The sequence below is a fragment of the Rhizobium sp. CC1099 genome, from assembly GCF_029714385.1.
Classification (GTDB): domain Bacteria; phylum Pseudomonadota; class Alphaproteobacteria; order Rhizobiales; family Rhizobiaceae; genus Rhizobium.
The window spans coordinates 1,285,747-1,309,291 of sequence record NZ_CP121641.1 but is presented as its reverse complement, the minus strand read 5'-3'; the positions used below and the strand labels follow the sequence as shown (position 1 = coordinate 1,309,291).

The 23,545-nt window shown below is 60.0% G+C and carries 25 protein-coding genes and 1 pseudogene; 9 read left to right on the top strand and 17 right to left on the bottom strand.

Annotation, left to right across the window (positions count from 1 at the left end):
- Positions 1-10: 10 nt before the first annotated feature.
- The 4 genes from QA644_RS06655 to QA644_RS06640 form a co-directional block, all read right to left on the bottom strand.
- Positions 11-334: a hypothetical protein gene (locus QA644_RS06655; protein WP_283071587.1), complete on the bottom strand. Its 324-nt coding sequence runs from the start codon at positions 332-334 to the stop codon at positions 11-13.
- Positions 327-1,526: a tyrosine-type recombinase/integrase gene (locus tag QA644_RS06650; RefSeq protein WP_283071585.1), complete on the bottom strand. Its 1,200-nt coding sequence runs from the start codon at positions 1,524-1,526 to the stop codon at positions 327-329. Before QA644_RS06650 ends, QA644_RS06655 begins: the two co-directional genes overlap by 8 nt.
- 147 nt (positions 1,527-1,673) lie before the next feature.
- A complete protein-coding gene (locus QA644_RS06645; protein WP_283071583.1) occupies positions 1,674-1,940 on the bottom strand; it encodes a hypothetical protein in 267 nt (88 codons plus the stop codon).
- Between the two features lie 482 nt (positions 1,941-2,422).
- The gene (locus tag QA644_RS06640) at positions 2,423-2,707 is read right to left on the bottom strand and encodes a flavodoxin domain-containing protein (RefSeq protein ID WP_283071582.1); all 285 of its coding nucleotides are present in this window, start codon (positions 2,705-2,707) and stop codon (positions 2,423-2,425) included.
- 220 nt (positions 2,708-2,927) lie between these two features.
- Between QA644_RS06640 and QA644_RS06635 the strand changes: the two genes are divergently transcribed.
- From QA644_RS06635 to QA644_RS06615, 5 genes are all read left to right on the top strand, one after another.
- Complete coding sequence (locus QA644_RS06635) at positions 2,928-3,704, top strand: competence/damage-inducible protein A (RefSeq protein WP_239599165.1); 777 nt, start codon at positions 2,928-2,930, stop codon at positions 3,702-3,704.
- 97 nt (positions 3,705-3,801) lie between these two features.
- Positions 3,802-4,644, top strand: coding sequence for a universal stress protein (locus QA644_RS06630; protein ID WP_239599167.1), 843 nt, complete (start codon positions 3,802-3,804; stop codon positions 4,642-4,644).
- 166 nt (positions 4,645-4,810) lie between these two features.
- Complete coding sequence (gpt, locus tag QA644_RS06625; protein ID WP_283071580.1) at positions 4,811-5,305, top strand: xanthine phosphoribosyltransferase; 495 nt, start codon at positions 4,811-4,813, stop codon at positions 5,303-5,305.
- A 169-nt stretch (positions 5,306-5,474) separates the two neighbouring features.
- Positions 5,475-6,065 carry a hypothetical protein gene (locus QA644_RS06620; RefSeq protein WP_239599169.1) on the top strand — a complete coding sequence of 197 codons (591 nt, stop codon included), beginning with the start codon at positions 5,475-5,477 and terminating at the stop codon, positions 6,063-6,065.
- A gap of 582 nt (positions 6,066-6,647) precedes the next feature.
- Positions 6,648-10,445: a vitamin B12-dependent ribonucleotide reductase gene (locus QA644_RS06615; RefSeq protein WP_283071577.1), complete on the top strand. Its 3,798-nt coding sequence runs from the start codon at positions 6,648-6,650 to the stop codon at positions 10,443-10,445.
- Between the two features lie 131 nt (positions 10,446-10,576).
- On the opposite strand, the gene QA644_RS06610 is transcribed toward QA644_RS06615, so the two are convergent.
- The gene (locus QA644_RS06610; RefSeq protein WP_283071576.1) at positions 10,577-10,789 is read right to left on the bottom strand and encodes a hypothetical protein; all 213 of its coding nucleotides are present in this window, start codon (positions 10,787-10,789) and stop codon (positions 10,577-10,579) included.
- A 399-nt stretch (positions 10,790-11,188) separates the two neighbouring features.
- On the opposite strand from QA644_RS06610, the gene QA644_RS06605 reads away from it, so the two are divergent.
- A complete protein-coding gene (locus QA644_RS06605) occupies positions 11,189-11,686 on the top strand; it encodes a hypothetical protein (RefSeq protein WP_283071575.1) in 498 nt (165 codons plus the stop codon).
- A gap of 361 nt (positions 11,687-12,047) precedes the next feature.
- Positions 12,048-12,659 (top strand): class I SAM-dependent methyltransferase, encoded by a 612-nt coding sequence (locus QA644_RS06600; RefSeq protein ID WP_283071573.1) that lies wholly within the window; start codon positions 12,048-12,050, stop codon positions 12,657-12,659.
- Positions 12,660-12,685: 26 nt separating this feature from the next.
- On the opposite strand, the gene QA644_RS06595 is transcribed toward QA644_RS06600, so the two are convergent.
- From QA644_RS06595 to QA644_RS06555, 9 genes and pseudogenes are all read right to left on the bottom strand, one after another.
- Positions 12,686-13,159, bottom strand: a complete 474-nt coding sequence (locus tag QA644_RS06595) for a cytochrome c (RefSeq protein WP_283071572.1) — start codon at positions 13,157-13,159, stop codon at positions 12,686-12,688.
- A 6-nt stretch (positions 13,160-13,165) separates the two neighbouring features.
- Positions 13,166-13,996: a DsbA family protein gene (locus tag QA644_RS06590; RefSeq protein WP_283071571.1), complete on the bottom strand. Its 831-nt coding sequence runs from the start codon at positions 13,994-13,996 to the stop codon at positions 13,166-13,168.
- Positions 13,990-14,724 (bottom strand): SCO family protein, encoded by a 735-nt coding sequence (locus tag QA644_RS06585; protein WP_283071570.1) that lies wholly within the window; start codon positions 14,722-14,724, stop codon positions 13,990-13,992. The genes QA644_RS06590 and QA644_RS06585 overlap by 7 nt, the downstream gene beginning before the upstream one ends.
- Entirely contained in the window at positions 14,721-15,371 is a 651-nt protein-coding gene (locus QA644_RS06580) for a TlpA disulfide reductase family protein (protein ID WP_283071568.1), read from the bottom strand. The genes QA644_RS06585 and QA644_RS06580 overlap by 4 nt, the downstream gene beginning before the upstream one ends.
- Positions 15,368-15,808 carry a DUF411 domain-containing protein gene (locus QA644_RS06575; RefSeq protein WP_239599183.1) on the bottom strand — a complete coding sequence of 147 codons (441 nt, stop codon included), beginning with the start codon at positions 15,806-15,808 and terminating at the stop codon, positions 15,368-15,370. The genes QA644_RS06580 and QA644_RS06575 overlap by 4 nt, the downstream gene beginning before the upstream one ends.
- Positions 15,809-15,837: 29 nt before the next feature.
- Positions 15,838-17,277: a multicopper oxidase family protein gene (locus QA644_RS06570; protein WP_283071566.1), complete on the bottom strand. Its 1,440-nt coding sequence runs from the start codon at positions 17,275-17,277 to the stop codon at positions 15,838-15,840.
- 141 nt (positions 17,278-17,418) lie between these two features.
- Positions 17,419-17,667, bottom strand: a complete 249-nt coding sequence (locus tag QA644_RS06565) for a hypothetical protein (RefSeq protein WP_283071564.1) — start codon at positions 17,665-17,667, stop codon at positions 17,419-17,421.
- Between the two features lie 336 nt (positions 17,668-18,003).
- Positions 18,004-18,536 (bottom strand): annotated as a pseudogene (locus tag QA644_RS06560) (HAD-IC family P-type ATPase); the annotation flags it as partial.
- 260 nt (positions 18,537-18,796) lie between these two features.
- On the bottom strand, positions 18,797-19,177 hold the full coding sequence (locus tag QA644_RS06555; RefSeq protein ID WP_283071563.1) for a TetR-like C-terminal domain-containing protein: 381 nt from the start codon (positions 19,175-19,177) through the stop codon (positions 18,797-18,799).
- On the opposite strand from QA644_RS06555, the gene QA644_RS06550 reads away from it, so the two are divergent.
- The gene (locus QA644_RS06550; RefSeq protein WP_283071562.1) at positions 19,170-19,694 is read left to right on the top strand and encodes a hypothetical protein; all 525 of its coding nucleotides are present in this window, start codon (positions 19,170-19,172) and stop codon (positions 19,692-19,694) included. The two genes, QA644_RS06555 and QA644_RS06550, sit on opposite strands and share 8 nt — an antisense overlap.
- A gap of 122 nt (positions 19,695-19,816) precedes the next feature.
- Here the strand turns inward: QA644_RS06550 and QA644_RS06545 are convergent, their stop codons facing one another.
- Positions 19,817-20,410 (bottom strand): L,D-transpeptidase, encoded by a 594-nt coding sequence (locus tag QA644_RS06545; RefSeq protein ID WP_283071561.1) that lies wholly within the window; start codon positions 20,408-20,410, stop codon positions 19,817-19,819.
- 247 nt (positions 20,411-20,657) lie between these two features.
- Between QA644_RS06545 and QA644_RS06540 the strand changes: the two genes are divergently transcribed.
- Complete coding sequence (locus QA644_RS06540; protein ID WP_239599188.1) at positions 20,658-21,311, top strand: hypothetical protein; 654 nt, start codon at positions 20,658-20,660, stop codon at positions 21,309-21,311.
- A gap of 265 nt (positions 21,312-21,576) precedes the next feature.
- Here the strand turns inward: QA644_RS06540 and QA644_RS06535 are convergent, their stop codons facing one another.
- Together QA644_RS06535 and QA644_RS06530 are read right to left on the bottom strand one after the other, a co-directional pair.
- Positions 21,577-21,909, bottom strand: a complete 333-nt coding sequence (locus QA644_RS06535) for a hypothetical protein (protein WP_283071560.1) — start codon at positions 21,907-21,909, stop codon at positions 21,577-21,579.
- Between the two features lie 65 nt (positions 21,910-21,974).
- On the bottom strand, positions 21,975-23,051 hold the full coding sequence (locus QA644_RS06530; RefSeq protein WP_283071559.1) for a murein L,D-transpeptidase family protein: 1,077 nt from the start codon (positions 23,049-23,051) through the stop codon (positions 21,975-21,977).
- Positions 23,052-23,545 lie beyond the last annotated feature (494 nt).

Here is a 23,545-nt window from a genome sequence, read left to right as displayed (position 1 = left end):
AAAAATCGGACTATTTTTTCTTGGGTCGGAAATCTCTGTGGGCCTGCGCAATTTTGTGTCGGGGCCATTGCATTATATCGCCGACGAGTGCCCGCGCATCCATCATCGTCATCCCTTTTATGTTGATCAGGTAATCAACATACCCACCGGCTGTCCTGTAGACTGTTTGCCTCCGGCCTTTTTTTGTTGGCGGCTTCGGGTTCAGGAATTCCAAAAGGCGGCGGCAAATATGGGGCAGCAAGTGCGGCTGCATATCCATCTCGCCATCGAGATACCGCCTGCAGACCATGTCCAGCACCTCGTCCAGATGCACATCTTCCGAAAGATCACTCATGCGACTTACCTATCGCCGCGACAACGTCTGCCGCAGGCTTGCCGAAGATGTTGATGGCGTTGGCGGCCCTTTCAGCACCGCGCCGTCCGAGGCTCTCGCTTTTTGACACGTAGCGGCTCGTCATCGCCAATGTTTTCCAGCCGAACGCTTCGCGCAATTCATGCGCCTGGGCACCGCCCACCGCCGCCCATGTGGCGGCGGAGTGCCGTAGAACGTGCGGTGTGATGGATTGGATTTCCGCGCTATTACAGACGTCCTCAAGCACTTCTCGCAAGAGTTTGTATGAGACCGGATAGAGGCCGGCACGGTTGGTGAAAACGTAGCCAACTCGCCCCGGTTGCCGGTTGATTAGGACGGCAGCATCCGCCGCAAGCGACCGCGTTTGAGCGCCCGTCTTAGTATCGCCAAGGTTAGCTACCAGCCGCTGCAAGTCGACCTCATCCCATCGAAGCAGACGCGCCTCTGAAACACGCCAGCCCGAAACGGCAAGGAAGCGGATCAACTCGCCGGCCGCACCCTCGACCGTGGCGAGGGCGGTGAGAAACTTTGGCAAATCGTGCTCGTCAAGCCATTGATCGCGCGCCATCTCGGAGTTGCGCTTCACACCACGGCAGGGATTGTCGGGTCGGATGCCTTCCTCGATAGCGTAAGTCATCATCGCAGAAAGCACGGCAAGGCCGCGATTAGCGTCTGTCGGGTTGGACCGTTTCTTGCGGTGGAATTCTTTCACCATCGAGGTGGTGATGTCGACGACCCGCTTTCCTTTAAAGAAGGGCATCAGCACGCGCCGGATACGGCCCTCATAGTCCTTTTTCGTGCCGGGCTTTTTCTTGTTGATATGATCGCGGCGGAAGTCTCCGACCAGCTCCTCAAATAGCGGCTGCGCTTTCTTTGCGGCGCGGATCGCCGCCGGATCGTCCCCAATCTTGACCGCCTGAAGCATCTTCTGCGCTTCCTCGCGTGCCGCCTCGGCGGGAAAGGTGGCATAATCGCCAATAACGATCTTGCGCCGCTTGGGCTTGCCATCCGCCCCCCGGGTCAGGTGCGAGATGAAGAAGGTCTTGGCGAGCGAGCCGTCGGCCCGGCGGCGGACACGGAGGACAAAGCCAGTGAGTTTGGTGTCGCGGAACAGCGCCTCGTCACGGCCTTCGAGTTTGATGCGGCGGACGAAATCTTCGGAAAGAAATGGCATGTGGACAAAAATCCCTTGAGTCGACTAGGGAGAGACTACCGCTCGGAAAATTCTTAAAATCCCTCGGAGAAATCCTGGGTTCGATCCCCGTCGCCCGCACCAGCACGCAGCCGTGGCGCGAGGTTTTTGCGACGCCGGGCAGTCCACTCACCATTTCATCCGGGGAAAGTGCCAGTAGTCGGAGCCGGTTCGGCGGGAGATGAGCTTCAGCGTTCCATCCGGCTGAACCACGTATCTTTCGTAGACCCGGTATCCAAACTTGTCCGGAAACTCGTGCTTGACGGTGTATCCCGCTCGCGCGGGAACGTGGACGACTCTGCCATAGGTGAGGCTGCCGCGGATGGGCTCCGGCGGAGCCGTGTTGCATCCGGAAAGGGCAAGGGCGACCAGCAGGAAAGCGATAACAGCGCGCATCAAAATCTCCGGTCCTATTGGCACACAGGACGAAATCGCAGGTCGTACAGCCGCGGCGGAAAGAACTATGCGCCTACTGGTCTCGCCCCACCATCTTTATCAATCCCAATAAATATGATTTTATGCCGGCGTCTGAAAGGCGACAGGGCTCGAAGGCGCCTTTGCGGATGCACGAATTACAGTGCCACGATGCGTGTAAGCTTGTCTTGTGGGAGTAAGACGATGGTTTACGATTGGAGTGGAGAAAGGGCGCGGCGTCTCAGGTTTTACAAAACAGCCGCTGCGTGTTTGTTCGGGAGCGTGCTTGCCGGGACCATGTTGCTGGTCATAGCCCTGCAGTTTCACGGGTAGCGGCCGACTTTGGCGCCGCGTGAATGCTGCTTCGGTTAAAATCAACAGGAATTGCACGAAAGCACCTCTTGCGGCCAAGCAACGGCGCAGCGATGAGCCGCGCCGCCTCTACCATTTGATCGGAAAGCGTCTTACCCGAGCTTCGCCGCGATCTTAGCGACGTGCGCGGCCTGGTATTTCGCGGCTTCCAGCTCGATTGCTGAAGGCTGGCGCGAGCCATCGCCGTCGGTGATCGTGGACGCGCCGTGGGGCGAGCCGCCCTTGATCTCATCGACACCCATCTCTTCGGGAACCAGGTCCGGAACGCCCTTTGCGGTGACTTCGGCGCCCGCAGACTTGGCGCCTTCCGCAACTGCATATGCCATTGTTTCGATATGGCCACAGGCCGAATAGTAAAGAACGAGGACCTTCGCCATGACGAACTCCCCTGCGGCACGGATTGAATGGTTGACCGGCCGAAGTTCTATCAGCGCGCTTCCTTGAGCATGACCTGCCTGCGCAGAACTCAGCGTTCAATGTATGTAGACTCAAATTCACTTACCGTTTCCTTCGCCTTCTGCCGCGACCGGGTGCCGCCATTTGCAAGCCGGGAAAACGGCGCTACCTATAGCAAAGCCCCATCATCGGATATCTCTCATGAGCACTGAAACCGTCATCACCGCCGCCATGCTCGCCATCGGCGATGAGCTTCTGTCCGGCCGAACCAAGGACAAAAACATTGGCCATCTGGCGGATATGCTTCAGCTTTCCGGCATCGATCTCAAGGAGGTGCGGATCGTCGCCGATGACGAGGATGCGATCGTCGAAGCTCTGAACGCCCTTCGCGGCAAATACGACTACGTCTTCACCTCGGGCGGCATCGGCCCCACGCATGACGATATCACCGCGGACGCAGTCTCGAAGGCTTTTGGCGTTCCCTGCGACCATGATGCTGCTGCCATGACACTGCTCGGTGACATGTACAAGCGCCGCGAGATGGAATTCACCGAAGCGCGCAAGCGCATGGCGCGCATGCCGCGCGGGGCGGCACACATCGCCAATCCGGTGTCGACTGCGCCCGGCTTCGTCATCGGCAATGTCTACGTCATGGCGGGCGTGCCGCAGGTGTTCCAGGCCATGGTCGACAATGTACTGCCGACGCTTCGCACCGGCCAGCGCGTGCTGTCGCTGGCGATCGCCTGCCCCTATGCCGAAGGCGATATCGGCATGCTGCTGGCCGCCATCCAGAAGGCGCACCCGGACACCAGCATTGGCTCCTATCCGCGCTATGTCGGCCAGAAATTCTCGACGGAGATCGTCGTGCGCGGCCGGTCGCAGGCGGCTGTCGATGCAGCGGGCGCTGAGGTTCACGCCATGATCGAGAACATTCGTAGGACCAGGGAGATTGACGAAAACCGGTCCGCCGAAGCTTAGAGCAGCAACACACCGCCCTCGAACAACCAAGGAACCGTTCCACCGACAACGCATTTCCTGCTTACGAAACCATTTTCAGCCGCCGAGGAGAATTGATATGCCTTACAAGACCATACTCGCCATTCTCGATACGGCCGACAACAGCCGTGCGGTCTCCGATTTTGCCTTTGCGCTTGCCGCCGAAAACGATGCCCATGTCATCGGTCTCCACGCCGAAAACATCTCGGCCGTGCCGCTGGTCGCTCCGATGGAAATTCCCGATCCAGTCGCCGTTCAGGCGCTGCAGGACATGGCGCATTCCGAGACCGTAGAAGTGGAGCGCATCTTCCGCCAGAAAGCCGAAGCGTCCGGCGCATCGTTCGAATGGCGCAGCTTCGCCACCTCGGCGGGCTACGGCTCAGCGCCGCTGATCGAGAGCGCCCGCAGCGCGGACCTCTTGATCGCCTCGCAAGCGGACCCTTCCAAGCCATCTGACAGCCAGGTCGATATCGACAGCTTTCTTTTCGAAAGCGGCCGTCCGGTCCTGATGATCCCCTATATCTTGCGGCAACCGAAAGCGATCAAACGCGTGATGATTGCCTGGAACGGCTCGAAGGAAGCCGCACGCGCGACATTCGATGCCATGCCGATCCTGAAGGCTGCCGACGAAGTCGAGGTCTTTTCCGTCGATCCGGTGGATTCTGCGATGCAGACGGCGGGCCTGGCGGGAGCGGAAATCGCAGCCACGCTTTCCCGCCACGGCGTGAAGGCGACGCTTGCCGTCGCGGAAGGCACCCATAAGAGCGCCTCGAATGTCATCGAAAACCGCCTCTCCGACAGCAGCATCGATCTCCTGGTGATGGGCGCCTACACCCATTCGCGCCTCTGGCAGATGATCTTCGGCGGCACGACGAAGTCGCTCTTGCAGTCGATGACGGCGCTCACCCTCCTCTCCCGTTGACGAAGCACCGGCGGGACTTGCGTTTTACCCGCAAATCCCGCTAATTGCGGCAACCGGTGACGGGCTCCGGAACTTCCTTTCGCGCGGGTTGGCCCTGCGCGATTTGCGTTTGACGGATTGCGCTTGGTCGCCGGCGGGTTTTCCTTTCATGCCGCGGAGCAGTTCGATGTCTTTTCCCGATAAAGCCTTTCCCGTTTCCTGGGATCAGTTCCATCGCGACGCCCGCGCGCTTGCCTGGCGCATCGCCGGCCTCAACAAGGAATTCAAGGGCATTGTCTGCATCACCCGCGGCGGCCTGGTTCCTGCGGCAATCATCTGCCGCGAACTCGACATCCGCCTGATCGAAACGGTCTGCGTCGCTTCTTATCATGATTACGTGAACCAGGGGGATATGGTGGTGCTGAAGGGCATTGCGCCGGAGCTCAAGGAAAATGGCGGCGAAGGTATCCTCGTCATCGACGACCTCACCGATACCGGCAAGACGGCGGCGCAAGTGCGCGCCATGCTGCCCAAGGCGCATTTTGCCTGCGTCTACGCAAAGCCGCTCGGCGTGCCGACGGTCGACACCTTCGTCACGGAGGTCAGCCAGGACACCTGGATCTACTTCCCCTGGGACATGGGCTTCACCTATCAGGAGCCGATCGCCAAGGGTCCGCGCTGACAGCGTCGGGCCATTCAGCACGAATAAACTCCACGCGGAATTGTCATCTTAGTAATACTGCAGATGTATGATGCGAGCCTGGCCTGCACGCGCGCATCCGAGCGCCGTGCCAAAATGCCGGGTCACGGATCGCGCGAGGGCGAAAACGCGCGGAGCAAGGAAGAGGGGAATGGCATACCGGGGTTGGGTTAGAGCGGTCGTCGCTTCAGGGCTGGCGATCCCCTCTTTGTTGCCCGTGCCGGCCTTTGCCGAACCCGCTTATGTCGCCGTCGTCCGCGAATATGTGGATACCGTCGTCCGGCCGATGGTCAGCACGCCGATGGTTCTCGCCGCGATCAGAGAGCAGAACGCCAAATTCAGTGACGTCAGCAGCACGGATATCCAGGTCCTTGATTCGACCTACCGATCCGAAGTGGAAACCGGCGCCCTGCAGATGGTGTCCGCCATTCTGTCCACGCCCGTTTCGCGCTACTTGAAGGAAAAACAGGATGCGTCGCAGGGCGTTATCGTCGAGTTCTTCATTACCGACAGGAATGGGCTCAATGTCGGTGAGAGCAGAGTGACGACGGATTTCTGGCAGGCCGACGAAAACAAATATCTGCAGACCTTCGCGCGCGATTCGGACGAGACTTTCGTCGATCGCGCCGAGCGCGATGAGACCACGCAGATTCTCGAGGCGCAGGCCAGCTTCACCATCCGCGACGAGGCTGGAGCGGCGATCGGCATTGCCACCGTGACCGTCGCGCTCGATGCGATGTGAGGCCTTCCGAATCGCGATGCCGATCCGGGCCGAAAATGCCATCCTTAGATTTGGATTCGGCTAACTTTATCTTTTTATCCTCGCTTTTCAGGTGCCTAAAGCCCGCAAAGCCCTGAAATTCAAGGCCTCCAGGCTTTTCCCCAGTCTTCACAGGACCGTCCACAATATGTTGTGGTGAACGCTTCGTTAAAAACCACCCCTTGACGGAATCGCCCATTTCTCACTTAATGGTTTCCGATGTTGCGGCGGCAGCTGGACCGGGTTTAACGAGGCCGGTTCTCTTCAAAATTCGAGCGTGGAATCAGGGTGTTGCATCCATGATGGATGGCAGCCGTGAGGGGACTTTTGCGCGATTTTTGACCTCCAAAAAAGTGACATCCGGGGCTGGCGATAATAAGCTGTTAATACTATATTTAGTGTTTGCAGCCACCATCACCACAAGATACAGGAAAGACATCTCCGGATGACACTCCTGTGACGGTACGGAAACGAGAACTGGCTGCGCATCTTCCGGCGCTGCCGGATGAGGAAACTTGCGTCCTGGTCAACGGGGATGGGGCGCGCAAACAGAGGTGCAAGGACATGCGCATAGAACGCCGTTTCACAAAGGCAGGCCAGAGCGCTTACGCGGACATCGAATTCCGCAAGGCGACGAGCGAGATCAAGAACCCCGACGGTTCGATCGTCTTCCGCCTTGAGAATATCGACGTTCCCGCGCAGTTCTCCCAAGTCGCGGCCGACATCCTTGCCCAGAAATATTTCCGCAAGGCCGGCGTTCCGGCAAGGCTGAAGAAGGTCGACGAAAACGACGTTCCCTCCTTCCTGTGGCGTTCGGTTGCCGATGAGGCAGCCCTCAAGGAGCTGCCGAAGGACCAGCAGTACGGCTCCGAAATCGATGCGCGCCAGGTCTTCGACCGTCTGGCCGGCACCTGGACCTACTGGGGCTGGAAGGGCGGCTACTTCTCGTCCGAGGAGGATGCCTCTGCCTTTCGCGACGAACTCGCCTACATGCTCGCTACCCAACGCGTCGCCCCGAACTCCCCGCAGTGGTTCAACACCGGCATGCACTGGGCCTACGGCATTGACGGCCCCGGCCAGGGCCACTTCTACGTCGACCCCTTCACCGGCAAGCTGACGAAGTCCAAGTCGGCCTACGAGCATCCCCAGCCGCATGCCTGCTTCATCCAGTCGGTCGAGGACGACCTCGTCAACGAAGGCGGCATCATGGACCTCTGGGTTCGCGAAGCCCGCCTCTTCAAGTACGGCTCCGGCACCGGCTCCAACTTCTCGTATCTGCGCGGCGAAGGCGAAAAGCTTTCCGGCGGCGGCCGCTCCTCCGGCCTGATGAGCTTCCTGAAGATCGGCGACCGTGCGGCGGGCGCCATCAAGTCGGGCGGCACCACGCGCCGTGCGGCCAAGATGGTCGTCGTCGACATCGATCATCCGGACATCGAGGAATACATCAACTGGAAGGTCAAGGAAGAGCAGAAGGTTGCAGCCCTCGTCACCGGTTCGAAGATCGTCGCCAAGCACCTGAAGGCGATCATGAAGGCCTGCTTCAATTGCGAAGGCGGCGCCGATGCGGATTGCTTCGACCCGTCCAAGAACCCTGCCCTCAAGCGCGAAATCCGCGCCGCCAAGAAGGACCAGGTCCCGGAAAACTATGTGAGCCGCGTCATCCAGTTCGCCCGCCAGGGCTACAAGGACATGGAGTTCAAGACCTACGACACGGACTGGGATAGTGAAGCCTACCTCACCGTTTCCGGCCAGAACTCCAACAACTCGGTCTCGATCCGCGACGACTTCCTGCGCGCCGTCGAAGCCGATGGCGACTGGAACCTGACGGCCCGCAAGGACGGTAAGGTCATGAAGACGCTGAAGGCCCGCGACCTCTGGGAGACGATCTCCTATGCCGCCTGGGCATCGGCCGATCCGGGCCTGCACTTCAACACGACGATGAACGACTGGCACACCAGCCCGGCCGCCGGCCCGATCCGCGCCTCCAACCCGTGCTCGGAATACATGTTCCTCGACGACACGGCCTGCAACCTTGCCTCCTTGAACCTCATGCAGTTCAAGGATGCGGCGACAAAGCGCATCAACATCGCCGACTACGAGCATGCCGTGCGTCTGTGGAGCGTCGTGCTCGAAATATCCGTGATGATGGCGCAGTTCCCGTCGCGCCGCATTGCCGAGCTCTCCTACGAATACCGCACGATCGGTCTCGGCTATGCCAATATCGGCGGCCTGCTGATGTCGTCCGGCATTCCTTACGACAGCGACGAAGCCCGCGCCATCGCAGGCTCCCTGACGGCGATCATGACCGGCATTTCCTATGCCACCTCGGCGGAAATGGCCGCCGAACTCGGCCCGTTCCCGATGTTTGCGCCGAACCGCGAGAACATGCTGCGCGTCATCCGCAACCATCGCCGCGCCGCCTATGGCGAGACGTCCGGCTATGAAGGCCTGTCGATCAACCCGGTCGCCCTCATCCACGGCGAAAACCCGGACCAGGATCTCGCCGCGCACGCCAAGAGCGCTTGGGACAAGGCACTGGAACTCGGCGAAAAGCACGGCTACCGCAACGCCCAGGCAACCGTGATTGCGCCGACCGGAACGATCGGCCTCGTCATGGATTGCGACACGACCGGCATCGAGCCCGACTTCGCGCTCGTCAAGTTCAAGAAGCTTGCCGGCGGCGGTTACTTCAAGATCATCAACCGTGCCGTACCGGAAGCGCTGCGCACGCTCGGCTATTCCGAAAGCCAGATTGCCGAGATCGAAGCCTACGCCGTCGGCCACGGCAATCTGAACCAGGCGCCCGCCATCAACCCCTCGACGCTGAAGGCCAAGGGCTTCACCGACGAGAAGGTCGAGGCCGTCAACGCTGCGCTGAAGTCCGCTTTCGACATCAAGTTCGTCTTCAACCAGTGGACGCTTGGGCTCGACTTCCTGAAGGGCACGCTGAAGGTCTCCGACGAGCAGCTTGCCGACATGAGCTTCAACCTGCTCGACCATATGGGCTTCTCGAAGAAGGACATCGAGGCTGCAAACATCCATGTTTGCGGTGCGATGACGCTGGAAGGCGCTCCGTTCCTCAAGAACGAGCACCTCGCCGTCTTCGATTGCGCCAATCCTTGCGGCAAGATCGGCAAGCGTTATCTCTCGGTCGAAAGCCACATCCGCATGATGGCGGCTGCCCAGCCCTTCATCTCGGGTGCGATCTCCAAGACGATCAACATGCCGAACGATGCAACCGTCGACGATTGCAAGAGCGCCTACATGCTCTCCTGGAAGCTCGGCCTCAAGGCCAACGCGCTTTACCGCGACGGCTCGAAGCTGTCGCAGCCGCTAAACGCTTCGCTGATCGAGGACGAAGGCGACGAGGACGCGCTGGAGGAACTGCTGGCCCAGCCAGCCGCCGCCCAGGCCGTCACCGTCACCGAGAAGATCATCGAGCGGGTGATCGAGAAGGTCGTGCGCAGCCAGGAAAAGCTGCCGGGCCGCCGCAAGGGCTACACCCAGAAGGCAAAGATCGGCGGCCACACGATTTTCCTGCGCACCGGCGAATATGACGACGGCCGCCTCGGCGAGATCTTCCTCGACATGAACAAGGAAGGTTCGGCCCTTCGTGCGTTCATCAACAACTTCGCGATCTCGGTCTCGCTCGGCCTGCAATACGGCGTGCCGCTCGAGGAATATGTCGATGCCTTCACCTTCACGAAGTTCGAGCCGGCGGGCATCGTCACTGGCAACGACGCGATCAAGAATGCCACGTCGATCCTCGACTACGTGTTCCGCGAACTCGCCATCTCCTATCTCGGCCGCCACGATCTGGCGCATGTCGATACGTCCGACTTCAACAACACGGCGCTCGGCCGCGGCGTGTCGGAAGGCAAGGCGGACGTCGTCTCCAAGGGCCTGACTCGCGGCTATAAGCCGACGCTGGTTTCCGGAAACTCGACCGAGCGCGCGGCATCGGAGATCAAGGGTGCTGCAACCGCCGCCCCTGTCCGCGCCTCCTCGGGCGCGACGATCACGGCGATTGCCGGCAACACCGTGCGCAAACTCGAAACCGTCGCCGCCTCCTCCGAAGTCGTCGCCTTCAAGCGCGATTACGAGGAGCGCGCCAAGGAACTGGCGGAGGAAATCGCCGAAGAGATCGCTGAGGAATCCAGCACGCTCTTCACCGACGCCGCCGCTGCCGACGCAGCCTCTGCCAAGACCGAAGCCAAGAAGGTCGAAGCCGAACGCCGCGCCCGCTCCATCATGCAGGGCTACACGGGCAATATGTGCACCGAGTGCCAGAACTTCACGATGGTGCGGAATGGGACCTGCGAGAAGTGCGATACGTGTGGAAGTACAAGTGGGTGCTCTTGATTACTCATCGTACTTGTCCCGTGCCTGAAGAAATGCGTCTAAGCCCCTGATTTGCGTCTGACGTACCCTTAGAAATGCGTCCACTCAGGCAGGAGAAGGCGTTGCGGTAATCCAACGCGACGAGTGCAGGATTAGTTGGACGACACTTTTGCCACGGTCCCGTCGTTGATGACCCCAATGAAGAAGGCACCCGAACGACGTTCGGGTGCCTTCTTGCAATCAGTCTTGAAGGGACAGTTCGCGATTTCGCTGGCGAGCTTCGGTGACGCCGCTGCCGGCAGCCGCCGCTTCCACTCGTGGTCGCGAGCGTAGAACTTAGCAGGGTGCAGCTTTGCAATTCGCAAGTATCGCTTCCCGAGCATTCATCAAATTTTCGCGGATTTTCGGAAGGTGGACACCGGGTTCTTCCCCCTTTGCTACGCGGTCACGCTCCCAACTCAATGCCGCCATCAAGGACCAGCGAGCCAGGTTCCGACAATCCAAGCTCGGCGCAATCACCTCGTTACGCACCGTTTACCCGCCGCGCGAACCTTTCAGTCATCTCATGGGCTTACAAGTGCCCTCAACCCGAGGGATCAGATGACCGATAAACACACTTACGCAGTTGGCGACGTCCATGGCCGTGCAGACCTTCTGGAAGGACTTCTGCGCTCGATTTTGATTGAGGCTACGTTAGGCGGGTTCGAATAGGCGTAGTTTTCCTCGGCGACATTATCGACCGAGGTCCCGATAGCCGACAGGCGATGCAGCTGGTCATTGACACCATCAAGGATCAACCAGGGTCCGCGCTGATCCTCGGAAACCACGACTGTGTCCTTGAAGCTGGAATGTTCGAAAGGGTACGGCAACGAGCGGATTATCGGTCCGACTGGAGCGAGAGAACCATCACTTACCGAGCTGTTGATACCCTCCTCGTCAATACAACCCTGACCGAAGAAAAAGCGGTGGTGGGGACGGACCCGGCGGTATGGGCGAACGAGTCGTTCCAGATCACGATCGATCCGTACGTCCTTTACTGCATCAAAGTCGGCGATTTGTGTCAGTACACAGACACGGAACCCAAGCTTGTTGAGGGAGCGCCGTTCAAGAGGGTCCAGATCACCCAAACCTACCTGGAAAAATTCGCGCCTATCGCCCAGGAGCGTGTTCGCCAAGCCGGATTTCGCCTGGCCCATTTGATCAATCTGGCTCTCGATCCCGATTACAAGGAACCAATCCAGAACTCGACTCAGTTGCCATGAGTCACCAATATCCTCCCTGACGTGGAGGAAATCGTGGACGCCGATTTCGACTTGACGGTCGCTTGTCGTCTTGTTGACCTTTGCGTTGTGCGTCCTTCTTCCGTAAATCAACGATCGCTTTTTCAAGGCGCGTGATCTTGGATTGGTACGAGGAACTGGTCACCGCGGCTCCCGGAGTCTCCTATGGCAGCCCGATTCCCTCTCCAAAAGCAAGCAGTGGCCACGCGGCATTCGGGATCGACTAATATTCGTTCGGAGCCAACCCGCGGAAGGCTTCGTTCGGCCGCGAGGCGCGTTTATTTGCCGTATCACTTGCCACAATTCCGGACCTGCGAGAAACTCGATATGAGAGGAGCGATCCATGGGCATTTACAGAGACGTCATCCTGCCGAAGCTCTGCGATCTTTCCATGCGCAACGAGCGCTTGCGCCCCTATCGCGAGCGAGTGATCGGCGCTGCAGAAGGTCGCGTGCTTGAGATCGGCTGCGGTTCGGGCCTGAACCTGCCATTTTACCGTAAGGCCGTCCGAGAGATTTTGGCGCTCGAGCCTGACCCAAACCTGCTCGCCATGGCCCGTGATGTTCTGAATTCCGGGATGCAGGTGAATTTCATCGAAGCGTCTGCGGAAGCAATTCCGCTCGACGACCGCAGCGTAGACACGGTCGTGACGACGTGGACCTTGTGCACTATTCCTAGATCGCATTCGGCGCTCTTGGAAATGCGCCGCGTCCTGAAACCTCAGGGCAGGCTGCTATTCGTCGAGCATGGCCTGTCGCCTGACCGTGGTGTTCGGTGGTGGCAGGATAGCCTTACGCCGATCTGGCGGCGCATCAGCGGTGGCTGTCATCTCAACCGGCCGATACGATCGATGATCGAGGATGCTGGCTTTCGGATCGATCGGATCGAGACGGGCTACATGCGAGGGCCGAAGCCGATGACCTTCATGTACGAAGGCGGCGCTCGGCCGAAGTAACAAATCCGAATGGCGAACGCGGTCTGTCACTGAGTTGTTTCCCGCTCACGACGGCTCATTTCCGCCTGATACTCGCGCTCCCGCTCCGGCCAAGTACTTTTGATGTAGGCGATGACGGCGCGGATATCGTCGTCGCTCATGATATCCCCGAAGCCCCGCATATCGCTTTGGTAGCTCCCGCCAACAACCGCTGCCGTTCCTTCCTCGGTGATACGGAAGAGCACGCCGTCGGCATGATGCCAGGTGTGTCCGGATGCATCGTGCGGCGGCGCGGGCATGCGTCCGGAGGACAGCAGGCTTTTCCAGTCCCGCTGGCCTTCGAGGTTCGCGCCGTGACAGGTGGCGCAATGCTTGGCATAGAGCGTCTTCCCCAGCGCGACTGTGGTGAACGAGGCATCGCCGCTCGAAGTCTGAGCGGCCAGCCAGGGCCATGCCCCTACGAGTCCGAAGCCCGCCAAGGCAATCCCCATCACTGAGAAGAGAACCATCCTCGCCGACATCGGTGCCTAGCTCCCTCGTGCTAGTGCGATCAGCCGCTTGATCCCGTCAGCGTCGCTCAGACCTCGCACGATCTCCTGGCCTGCGACGAAGCTCGGCGTACCCGCGATGTGCAACGCCTGTGCGAGCGCGATATTGCGCCTGATGGTCTCGTCAATTGCCGGGTCCGTCATGTCTTGCTTCAATTGGTCGACATCGAGACCGACATCGGCCGCGACTTCGAGGCTGGAGGTTTCCGTTATGCGGCCCTCGTAGGCCATCATCGCCTTGTGGAAAGCGAGGTATTTGCCCTGCTTCTGGCTTGCGAGCGCGGCTCGGGCGGCGAAGACCGAGCCCGGACCGAGGATCGGATATTCCTTGAAAACTAGGCGCAGTCCCTTGTCCTCCTGCTCGAGTTTGTCGAGCATCGGCGTCGCCTGACGGCAGTAAGGGCAGTTGTAGTCGAAGAACTCCACGACGACGGCGTCGCCCCGAGGATTCGCCCCGACCGGCGAATATGGATCGTTGAAGATTTCATCGCGTCGTTGCGCGATGACGGCGGTCGCTTCGCTCTGGGCCGCGGCCTGTTGGCGGGCCTCCATGCCTTGCACGGATTCGACGATCACCCCGGGGTTGTTGAGCAGATAGGCACGCAGTTGACGCTCGAGATCGTCGGTACCGCGAAGCGGTGGAAGAATTCCCGCCGCGAACAGCAGCGCCAGGGCGGAGAACACGACCGACAGCCCGGCCAGCGTAAAAGAGGCGAACACCAAGGGTCGCAAGCCCCCCGGCCGCTTTCCAATGTCGGGGTTCGACACGGGCGAACCGGATGGCAAATCTTTCGGCGCGTCTGCTACCATGGAAGCGATCCTTTGAGCTTGTCCCAGAAGCCGGGCTGCGGGTGCGGATGCGGTTTTTGGGTCCGGTTTGTCAGCGCATTGATGAAGACGACAAGATTGACCGGCTCGAACTTCAGCCCGTGAAACCGGGCGCGGAGACGGCCGTCCTGGTCGATCACGTGGGTGACGATCCCGTGCATCTGCATGCCGTCCTCGCCTTCGATGAATTTGAGACCGTAGGCCACGGCGATCTTGCGGGTCGTGTCCTCGGGCCTGTCCGCCGCAGACGTCAGGAAAACCCAGTTTACGGGTTCGAGTCCGTGCGCCTCGCCATAGTCGCTGAGGACTGGGCCGTTGTCGCGCTTCGGGTCCGTGGTGATGGTGACGAACTCGACCATCTCCTTCATCGGCGTCTGGTTGACCATCTTCTGAATCTCGGCGATCCGTTCCGCGTGGAGCGGGCAGACGTCCGGACAGTTGGTGTAGACGAAATTCAGGACGACGACCTTGCCGCGGAGATCGGAAAGGTTGACGACATGCCCGCCCGCGTCCCGCAGCGAGAAACCCGGCGCTTCGCTGTCGATTGCCTGGAAATATTTCTCCTTATCACGGAGGTCCTGGTCGACCTCCTCGAGCGAGTGCGCCGAGGCGTGGGCGATCAACGCGATCATCGTGGCGATCGCCAGCGCTGCCAATTGCAGGATGCGCGACGAGGAAAGGGTGAAGAGTCCGGAAGAAGAGTCGATCATGGCGTACTTTCCTTTTTCTCGGGGACGGCCATGCCTCCCGCCTCCCTTTCGACGATCGGCTTGAGGAACGCGACCATGTCCTTCGCGTCCCATTCGGCGGGACCCATCAGACGGCCGAGTTCGCGCCCCTCGGCGTCGATCAGGATTGTCGTAGGCAATCCGACCGCCGCAAGGCCGGAGAGCGCCTGACCGCTGGCGTCGACGCGCACGGCGAGGTTCCGCACCCCGATCTCCGAGTAGAACGCTTTCACTGTCTCCGATCCCTGCCGGTCGACCGAGAGGGCGACGACCTCAAAGCCGCCGCCGCCCAGCGCCGCCTGCAGCCGATCGAGTGTGGGCATCTCCGTGCGGCATGGCAGGCACCAGGTCGCCCACACGTTCAACAACACGACCTTGCCGCGGAAATCCGCGAGCGCGCGCGGCCGCCCCTCGCCATCGGTGAACCGGACATCCGGCACGGGCGTCGGGACATCGCTGAGCGCGAAGCCTTTCGGAGTGCCCTCAAGCGCCGGACCGACGGGGGCGCGGAGCATAAACATGCCCGCAAGCCCGGCGAAGCCCAGGACCGCCAGGAGAAGCAGCAGCCGTCGCCGCGGGGCGGACGCGCCGGATCGGTCAGCTAAGACGGTGCGGGGCATCCTGGTCATTCCGTCGCGTAAACCTCCTGTGCCTTGCCGTCCTTTGGCACGGTGTAGATCACGAATTTTTCAGTCTTCGTGCCAGTCATGCCAGGCGATCCCATCGGCATTCCCGGCAGGGTGATGCCGGCGATCGCGGGCTTCTCGGTAAGGAGCTTCCGGACAACGTTCACCGGCACGTGACCATCGATCACATAGCCGTCGATGAACATGGTGTGGCAGCCCTCCATTCCTTCCGGAACGCCCGCCTTGTGGCTGATCTCCAGAAGGTCGTTGGTGGGCTTCACCTCGACGTTGAAGCCGTTTTCGCGGAGATAGGCGGCATAGCCCTCGCAGCAGCCGCACTGCGGGTTCTTGAAGAGCGTCGCCTGAATCGGATCGGCGAGTGCGGGTGTCGCGAAGGCGATGAGAGCGGTGAGGCTGGTGAAGCGGATTGTACGGTTCATTTTGGTTCTCCTCTGTAAGTCGGTTTGGTTCAGGCGACGCGCAGCACGGTCATCAAGCCTGCCATTTGGTGGTCCATGATATGGCAATGCAGCATCCAGTCGCCGGGATTGTCGGCGACGAAAGCGACGTCGACGACGTCCCTCGGGGCCATCAGCACGGTGTCCTGCCACTGGCGATGCGGGACAGGTTTGCCGTTGCGGCTCAGCACCCGCAGGCTGTGCCCATGGAAATGCATCGGATGCCACCAGGCGGTTTCGTTGCGCATCGCCAGCATGATGCTGCGGCCGCGTTGGAACGTGAGGGCTGGCTCCATTCCGGCATGGCCGTCGCCTGTCATCGACATGCCGTTGACCGCCCAGACAGGGCCGCGGCCCATGCCCGTCATGCCGTGCATCATACCCCCACCTTGCATGGCTCCCATGCCGCTCATCATGCCGCCTTGAAGCGTCAGGTCGTGATGTTCGGCCGTGGCAGGGTCGGGTTCCGGCAAGGGGTTGCGTGGGAGGTCAAACGAGGCATCGAGTGGATGCTCGCGGAGGGGCGGTCTCTCGTCGTAGGCGAGCTGCGTCAGTCGATATGACAGGCCATCGTAGAAGTCGTCGACGACGCCGTAGCGCCGCCCCGGCTCTCCCTGCATGTCGAGCAGGATGTCGACGCGCATAGCGGGGCCGAGCAGGATGCGGCCGCCCTCGGGTTCGTGCGCATCGCAGGGCTGGCCGTCGATCGCCACGATCACGGGCCGATGCCCTTCGAAACGCAGCGCCATGATCCGCGCGAGCGATCCGTTGGCGAGGCGCAGACGGATACGTTCCCCTGCCCGGAACGCTTCCGCCTCCGAGACCCGACCGTTCAGCGTGAAGGTGTTGCCGACGCGGCCGGACATAGCCGCCTCCATCCGGTTGCCGAAGCCGGAGGCGATCCCGCCTTCCTCGTTCAGTCGCCAATCGGTGAGAAACCAGAGAATATCACGATCGACCGGGACGGCTTCGCGCTCCGCGACGATCACCGGTCCGGAAAGGCCGCGCCCGAGTTGTTCCAGGCTGTTGGCGTGCGGGTGGTACCAGAACGTCCCGGCATCGGGCGGGGTGAATTCGTAGACGAAGCTCTCGCCTGGCTTGATCGGCGGCTGCGTCAGGCCGGGCACGCCGTCCATGGCGTTGGGCAACCTGATGCCATGCCAGTGGACGGTGGTTTCCTGGTTAAGTTGGTTTTCGACGACGAGACGGGCTTTCTCGCCTTGGCGCAGGCGCACAAGCGATCCTGGTATGGTCCCGTCATAGGCCCAGACATCGGTTTCCGGGCGACCTGCACCAGCAAGACGCGCACGGGCTGCCGCCGCGACGATCCGATACTCGCTGGACCCCGACGCGCGTCCCGGCAATGGCGGCAATGCGGTCGCCAGCAGGAGGCCAGCGCCAGTCCGGAGCAATCCCCGGCGCGACACTAGGCTATTGGATTCGGTATTCACATTCGATCCTTCCAATCATCGTGGATGACGGAACGCATCGGCCCTTGATCGGTTTCTCTCACCTTATTGGTCGCTTGGCGCAAGACAGATGCGCATGCGTTCGCTTGTCCGGCACTGGCGCTTTGAAGCGACAGCCGGACATCAGCCGATGTCGGAGGTTCGGGGCGGATGGGGCTCGGGGGGTAATGCCCTGCCGTGCAAAGGCGGATCGCCCGCTACAATGGAAGCGGCCTCCTCGCCGACCAATACGGGAACCGCTGCAACGGGCAGCGTCGCAAGAACCGGGGCGGTGCAGACATTTGTGCAGGCCATCGCCTTCATGCCGTTGTCACCGGGCTGGTCGGGGCAGTCCCGACAGTCTCCATGATCCGGCACGTCCATCTCGGACATTGTCGCCATCGTCGCGGCCATGCTGCTTGCCTGAGCGACTGACAGGCTCATCCCCGCGGCGATAAAGACCGCGAGGAGCAAAGCGAACGGCTTTCGAGCCGGCCAGTGTCTCATGACACGAACAATTACGCCGAACGACGTTAAAAACAAGCCATTATCGCGCCTCATCCTATCAGGTCGGCTGCGACGTAATCGCCGGTCGCCGATACGGGCGCATGCGTCAGCGAAAGAACAGATATTTGACGAGCGCCGCGATCAAGAGAACGATCACGACGATCCCGATAAGGCCCGCGAGCCCCATGCCCCACGTTATCCAGCCGCCCATCATGTCGTTCATCATGAAATCCTCCTTTCATTCGGCCGCCTACCGCGGACGCCGGAAGGACGCCAACATGGGCAAGAACTCGGATTGATCTGGACGTGGGCAAATGAAACCTTCCTATCTCCTGGAACGGTAGGTGAGAAGGCCAGCGCGTTTGCAGTAACGAGAACGGTCGCCCGTGTCCGCGGGGATCGCCATCCAGAGCGTGGTGACCCCGGTGAGCGTGGTGACGAGAAAGATCGCCTTGAGGCCGAGAGCCAGGCCGATGTTCTGCCAGATGTTTCCGATGGTCTCCCGGGACAACGAAACGAGATCGGCGACGCCCGTGACGCGGTCCCGGAGGAGCGCCGCGTCGGCGGTTTCAAGGGCGACGTCTGTTCCGCCTCCCATGGCGACGCCGACGGACGCGGCCGCGAGTGCGGGAGCGTCGTTGATCCCATCGCCGATCATGGCAATGGGTCCTTTGGCTTTCAGTCTTCCGATCTCGGCAAGTTTCTCGTCGGGGCAGCAGACCGGCGCGTGATTCGAGACCAAGGGGTGCTGCGATTAGGCTGGCCTTGGCTTTACCACCTCAATCGCCCTTTCGATCGGCTTCGGGATCGAAGGCGTGTTTTGGTTAGGGAACCGAGAGTTTGGCCGGAAGTAGGGACAGTGTGCGGCGACAAGCGTCATGACACAGCGCCAACTTTATGACACAAAATGAATTCGGGGTGAAATGGCTCTGGTCGGCAAATCCCGCATTCAAAGCCGATTTCCACGATCGACAGCGTCGACTTCATCAGAAGTATCCGCGGTACGCCTGGTCCCTCAAAAGCACGCCACATTTACACCCTCGGCCACCAGGCGGCGAAACATTGCATCGATCCGCTGGGGCGGCAGTTCCGCGCCTCCGTCGAGCCACCAGGTCAGCACCGCCATGAAAGCACCCACGACGTAATGGACGACAAGGTCGCGTGGGATGGGGTCGGGGGATGGAGCGTCGGGTTTTGCGGCAAGTTCGTTGCGCACCAGATCGGAAAGTATCTGACGAATTGTACCAAGAGCGACCGTTCCTCCTCGACTGCCCGCCAACGCCAGGTAGAGATCGATGTGATCACGGGCATGTTCGAACATGGCAAGGCTGCCGCCACCTCTCTCCCCGCGACACGGGCAGCCAGGGACCACCCGCTGGTGATCGCTGATGATCATGACCCCTGGCTTCCGCAAGATCGCTCTCATCACGCATATCGTTTCCTCGGTCGGGTCGCTCGGCGCGGTCGCAGGCTTCCTCGCCCTCGCCGTCGTCGGGCTGACCAGTCAGGATGCTCAGGTGATGCGCAGCCTCTATGTTGGAATGGAAGTGATCGCGCGGTTCGTCGTAGTGCCTTTGGTTTTCGCCTCCTTGCTCACGGGGCTCGTCCAGGCACTGGGCACCACATGGGGGCTGTTCAGACACTACTGGATCTTGGTGAAACTCCTGCTGACCCTCTTTACCCTGATCGTCTTGCTGCTGCAGATGGAGGGAATATCCTACATGGCGACGGCGTCGGCCGAGACAACCTTGTTGAATACCGACCTACTCGGCCTGAGGCGCTCACTCGTTATCCATGCTGCCGGTGGTCTCGTCGTACTGCTCGTAACGACGATGCTGTCGGTGTACAAACCGCACGGAATGACCCGGTACGGGTGGCGCAAACATCAGGAGCGGCAAGGCGGCCGCACGTAAGTTTTCGCCTTCGTCAACGGAGCGATGAAGGCATGATAACTGTCCAATTTGCACGCCAGAGCGATGCCCAGGAGTGCGACCCAGGCAAGGCACAGACGGAGGATCGGACGCCGACCAGATCGTCAGATAACCAAGACCGTCGTTCCCAAAGGAGTGCGGTCGTAGAGTCCAATGACATCCTCGTTCGTTAGACGGATGCACCCGTTCGATACGGCTTGGCCTATTAGCCATGGCTCGTTTGTGCCGTGCAGCCGGAACAGGGTGTCGCGTCCGTCGCGGTAGAGATAGAGCGCACGGGCACCAAGAGGGTTGTCTGGTCCACCGGGGACGCCACTTGCATATTGCAATAGGCGCGGCTTGCGTTTCATCATACTTTCACTAGGCCTCCACGAAGGCCACACTTCTTTTCGCTGGATGGTCGCTCTACCCTTGAGAGTCAGTCCCTCCTCGCCGACCGCTACACCATAACGGGTTGCCCAACCGTTTTCCTCCACAGCATAGAGGAGCTCATATGTATTGACCACAAGGGTCCCTGGCGGCTCACTTCCATTGTATGGCACCTGCTGACGCCTATAACGCCGGTCTACTCTTGGGGGCGCTGCGAAGGCAGAGGAAATCGGCCGCCAAGCCTGTGGTATTGCAGGCGTGCATCCGGAAGTCATCAGTGCCAAGCTGCCCAGCACGAGCCCCCGGCGTGTAATGATTTCATCGTTCATTTCTGCCCTGCTTACGCGCAGACGAGAAATACTACACTCTTCTTAGCATTCCAGCACTTAACGGCCAAGCGTTAGAGAGTATTAGCTCTATATGCGGCCAGCTCTGTTTGTGGTACTCTACAACCAAAATTCGCAACTGAGGAGGCTTTGCATCGGCCCCCAATGCTTGATCCGGACCGGATCGGACCGAAGGCATACGGCGTGGCCGTCCAATCATCCAGCTTCGTGTGAACTTCGGAGTTCGTGAATGGAGTCGCTCATGAGCGGTCGCCTGTTATTTGTTACCTTGCTCGCACTCGCAGCAGCGGTTTGTCCGACGCGAGGGGAGACTTGGTCAGGTTCTTCGTCCGGCGACCGTGCAGCCGTTCCGACAGTCTCTGCGACGACACCACGGAATGTGGTCACGGCAGCGCGACATCAACAAAAGGTAGGGCGATTTTTCATTGAGTTCCGTTCCCGCTATGCCCTCAGCTACGGCCACACCTACGTGATTTTTGGGCGTATGGGCAAGACGGGCAACATTATTGATCGCGAAGTGGCCGGTCTGCACCCGGCTTCGAATAGCGCTTTACCCTACATCCTGGGCCACTATATACCGGTGCCAGCCGAGACCGGAGAGAGCGACGGAGACCTGGATGACAGGTACAGATCGGCTAGCTGGCGCGTTACGCTGAACGAACCGGAATACAGGAAAGTTGTTGCGTACATACGCAAGCTGCAGGCCACTTCCCGTTTCTGGCAGGCGACAGTTAGTAACTGCAATGCCTTCGTGGGGAAAATAGCACGTTCCATGGGGTATAAGACGCCCGGCATCTGGCTCCGCCCGCAGCAGTACGTGATCAAGCTAAGAGAGATGAACGGGGGGCCGAATGCGGTCGGTCACACCGGGCCCCCAGGTTAGATTCTGAGTATCTACGCGTTTTTCAGCCGACAGAGTCGCGGCTGTTCTCGGCGCATTTCCTACGGATGACTGTTGCTCCTCTACGATCCGGTCGGCCTTTTTCGGGAACTTGATCCGAGGTGAAATCGAAGCGGGCTAAGGCGGCTCACGAGCCGTCGCCTGTAGAGCAGCCGAAATCCTAGCGGCCACTGGCGTATTCAGCGAGCGACGCAGATGACATGCCGAGCGCACGGCGATAGTCAGCGCGGACGCTGCTCTCTTTACCTCAGAAACTCATCGGCGGAGCAAAAAAGCAACGCACTCTGTTTTCGCTGGGAAAAAGGCAGATGTGATAAGCACCATCCGGGGACTCTCTTGTTTCGGCCTGCGGGATGGAAAAGACGTGCTTGCGCGTGACCACGCGATGATCGCCAGGCAGAAGCGTTACTATATATCCGCCACCGCCAGGACGCACAGTTTTCGACGAAATTCTCTGGCAATCGCCGCTGTCACCGTTTCCGTTGCAGCAATATGGCTCATAGGTAAAACCCGACGGCGCTTTATGAGCGTGGGCAGCAGTAGCAAACACGATCATGATCCCCGCAAGTAACATTCGCATGGCGTCCTCGCTTTCAGATGCGCCGCTAGCGGAACGTAGCGCAATACACGCCCCGACAAGGTTCGTTATTCCGTTCCGTCGAATGGATCAGCCAACGCCGAAGCCGGGCGACTGATCGGATACTTGATGACAGAGACCTTCTCCGCGAGCTTAACATCGCCGTTTTCCTTTAGCAGCGCACGAAAGCTCGGATGCATTCCGCCATCCTGATAGGCCAGCGGCGTGAAACCTTTGGCAGCCAGCTCCTGGTATTTCTTTTCGTCAGCGGATGATTTGGCTACGACCGCAGGATCAGATTGATCGATGCGCACCGGACATGCGGCGAGCGGATCGTCGGGATCGCCGTCCTTGAATTCTGCGTCGAAGACGTACTTCCTGCCGCAGGCGGCAACCCTTGGCTCGCGCCGTCGAACTTCGAAAATATCGTAGCCCTCCTTGAGGTTCTTCCAGAAGGCAAAGTTCGAGTCATCACGATGCGCGGCAAGGTTTTGCGGCGTCAAGCGAAATGGATAGGCTTGCACCTGGAACGCGCCCTGCCCGCCCTTCAGAGCCTTTTCGATGACAGCGTAAATTTCACCGACACCCTGGTCGGTCAAAGCAAAGCATCCCGAGGATGAACACGCGCCATGCACCATCAGGGCCTCGCCGGAATAGCCAAGGGCAGCTTCCAAACGGTTCGGATAGCCGAGATTGAAGGAGAGATAGAACTGCGATTTCGGGTTCAGACCGCCTGTGGAAACGCGGTAGAATCCCTCCGGTGCCTGTCGGTCGCCGGTCTTCGTTTTCGGACCCAATTTGCCGGACCAGCGACACATCGGGTAAGTCTTGAGCAACGCGTATTTACCGCTGCTGTCGACTTTCCAGACCTCCAATTCGCTTTCCATTTTGAAGATGCGGATGAGAACCGGACTTTCCGGCTTCATACCTTTTGCCCGCATACTGGCCAGCAGCTTCGGCGGAATGTCATGAGAAGCTTCGCCGAGACCGTCGAGCGACTGTACACAGCCGCTCAGGAGCACGGCGACCACGGCAAGCGCCACCCAACGGAGCGATTGCCAGCCCCGTGCTATTTGATTCAAGATATTCGGTAATGACGATAAACCACTGCTGTGGCTTGCAAATAGAGACATGCGCAAAGTCATGCCCTTCCCTTTGGTCTGGAATTTCTAACGAAGAAAACTCAGACGAAAGCGATAGGGGGACGTTGCTCGACAGGCTCCAGAATGCCTGTGATCACGACGGAAGCGGTAATGCCAAACAATACAACGGTGGGTCGGGTATGAAGAGGTTCAGGAGCCAGCGCCACGATGCCATCCTGCTGACAGTGCGATCCCGAAACAGATCGGCCGTCACCGCGATGGTGCCCCCCGGAAGTCGAAGCGGCGCTAATGGAAACCTGACCCGCATGATCATGAACGGGCGCGGCGATGCTGGGTGCGGCAAGCGCACCCAGCAGCATTATCGTCGCGATAAAGACGTTGATCAGCAGGCGCATTGGCTCATTGCACGCGGGCAATCCGTGATTCATCGTCGCCATAATGATGAAGTTCATCTTTTCGGTCAACGCGCCGGGCCCTACCCTTTGCTTCTGCCTATCACACTTGACCTTCCAACGATGGAAAGCCTCAGCCTGCGA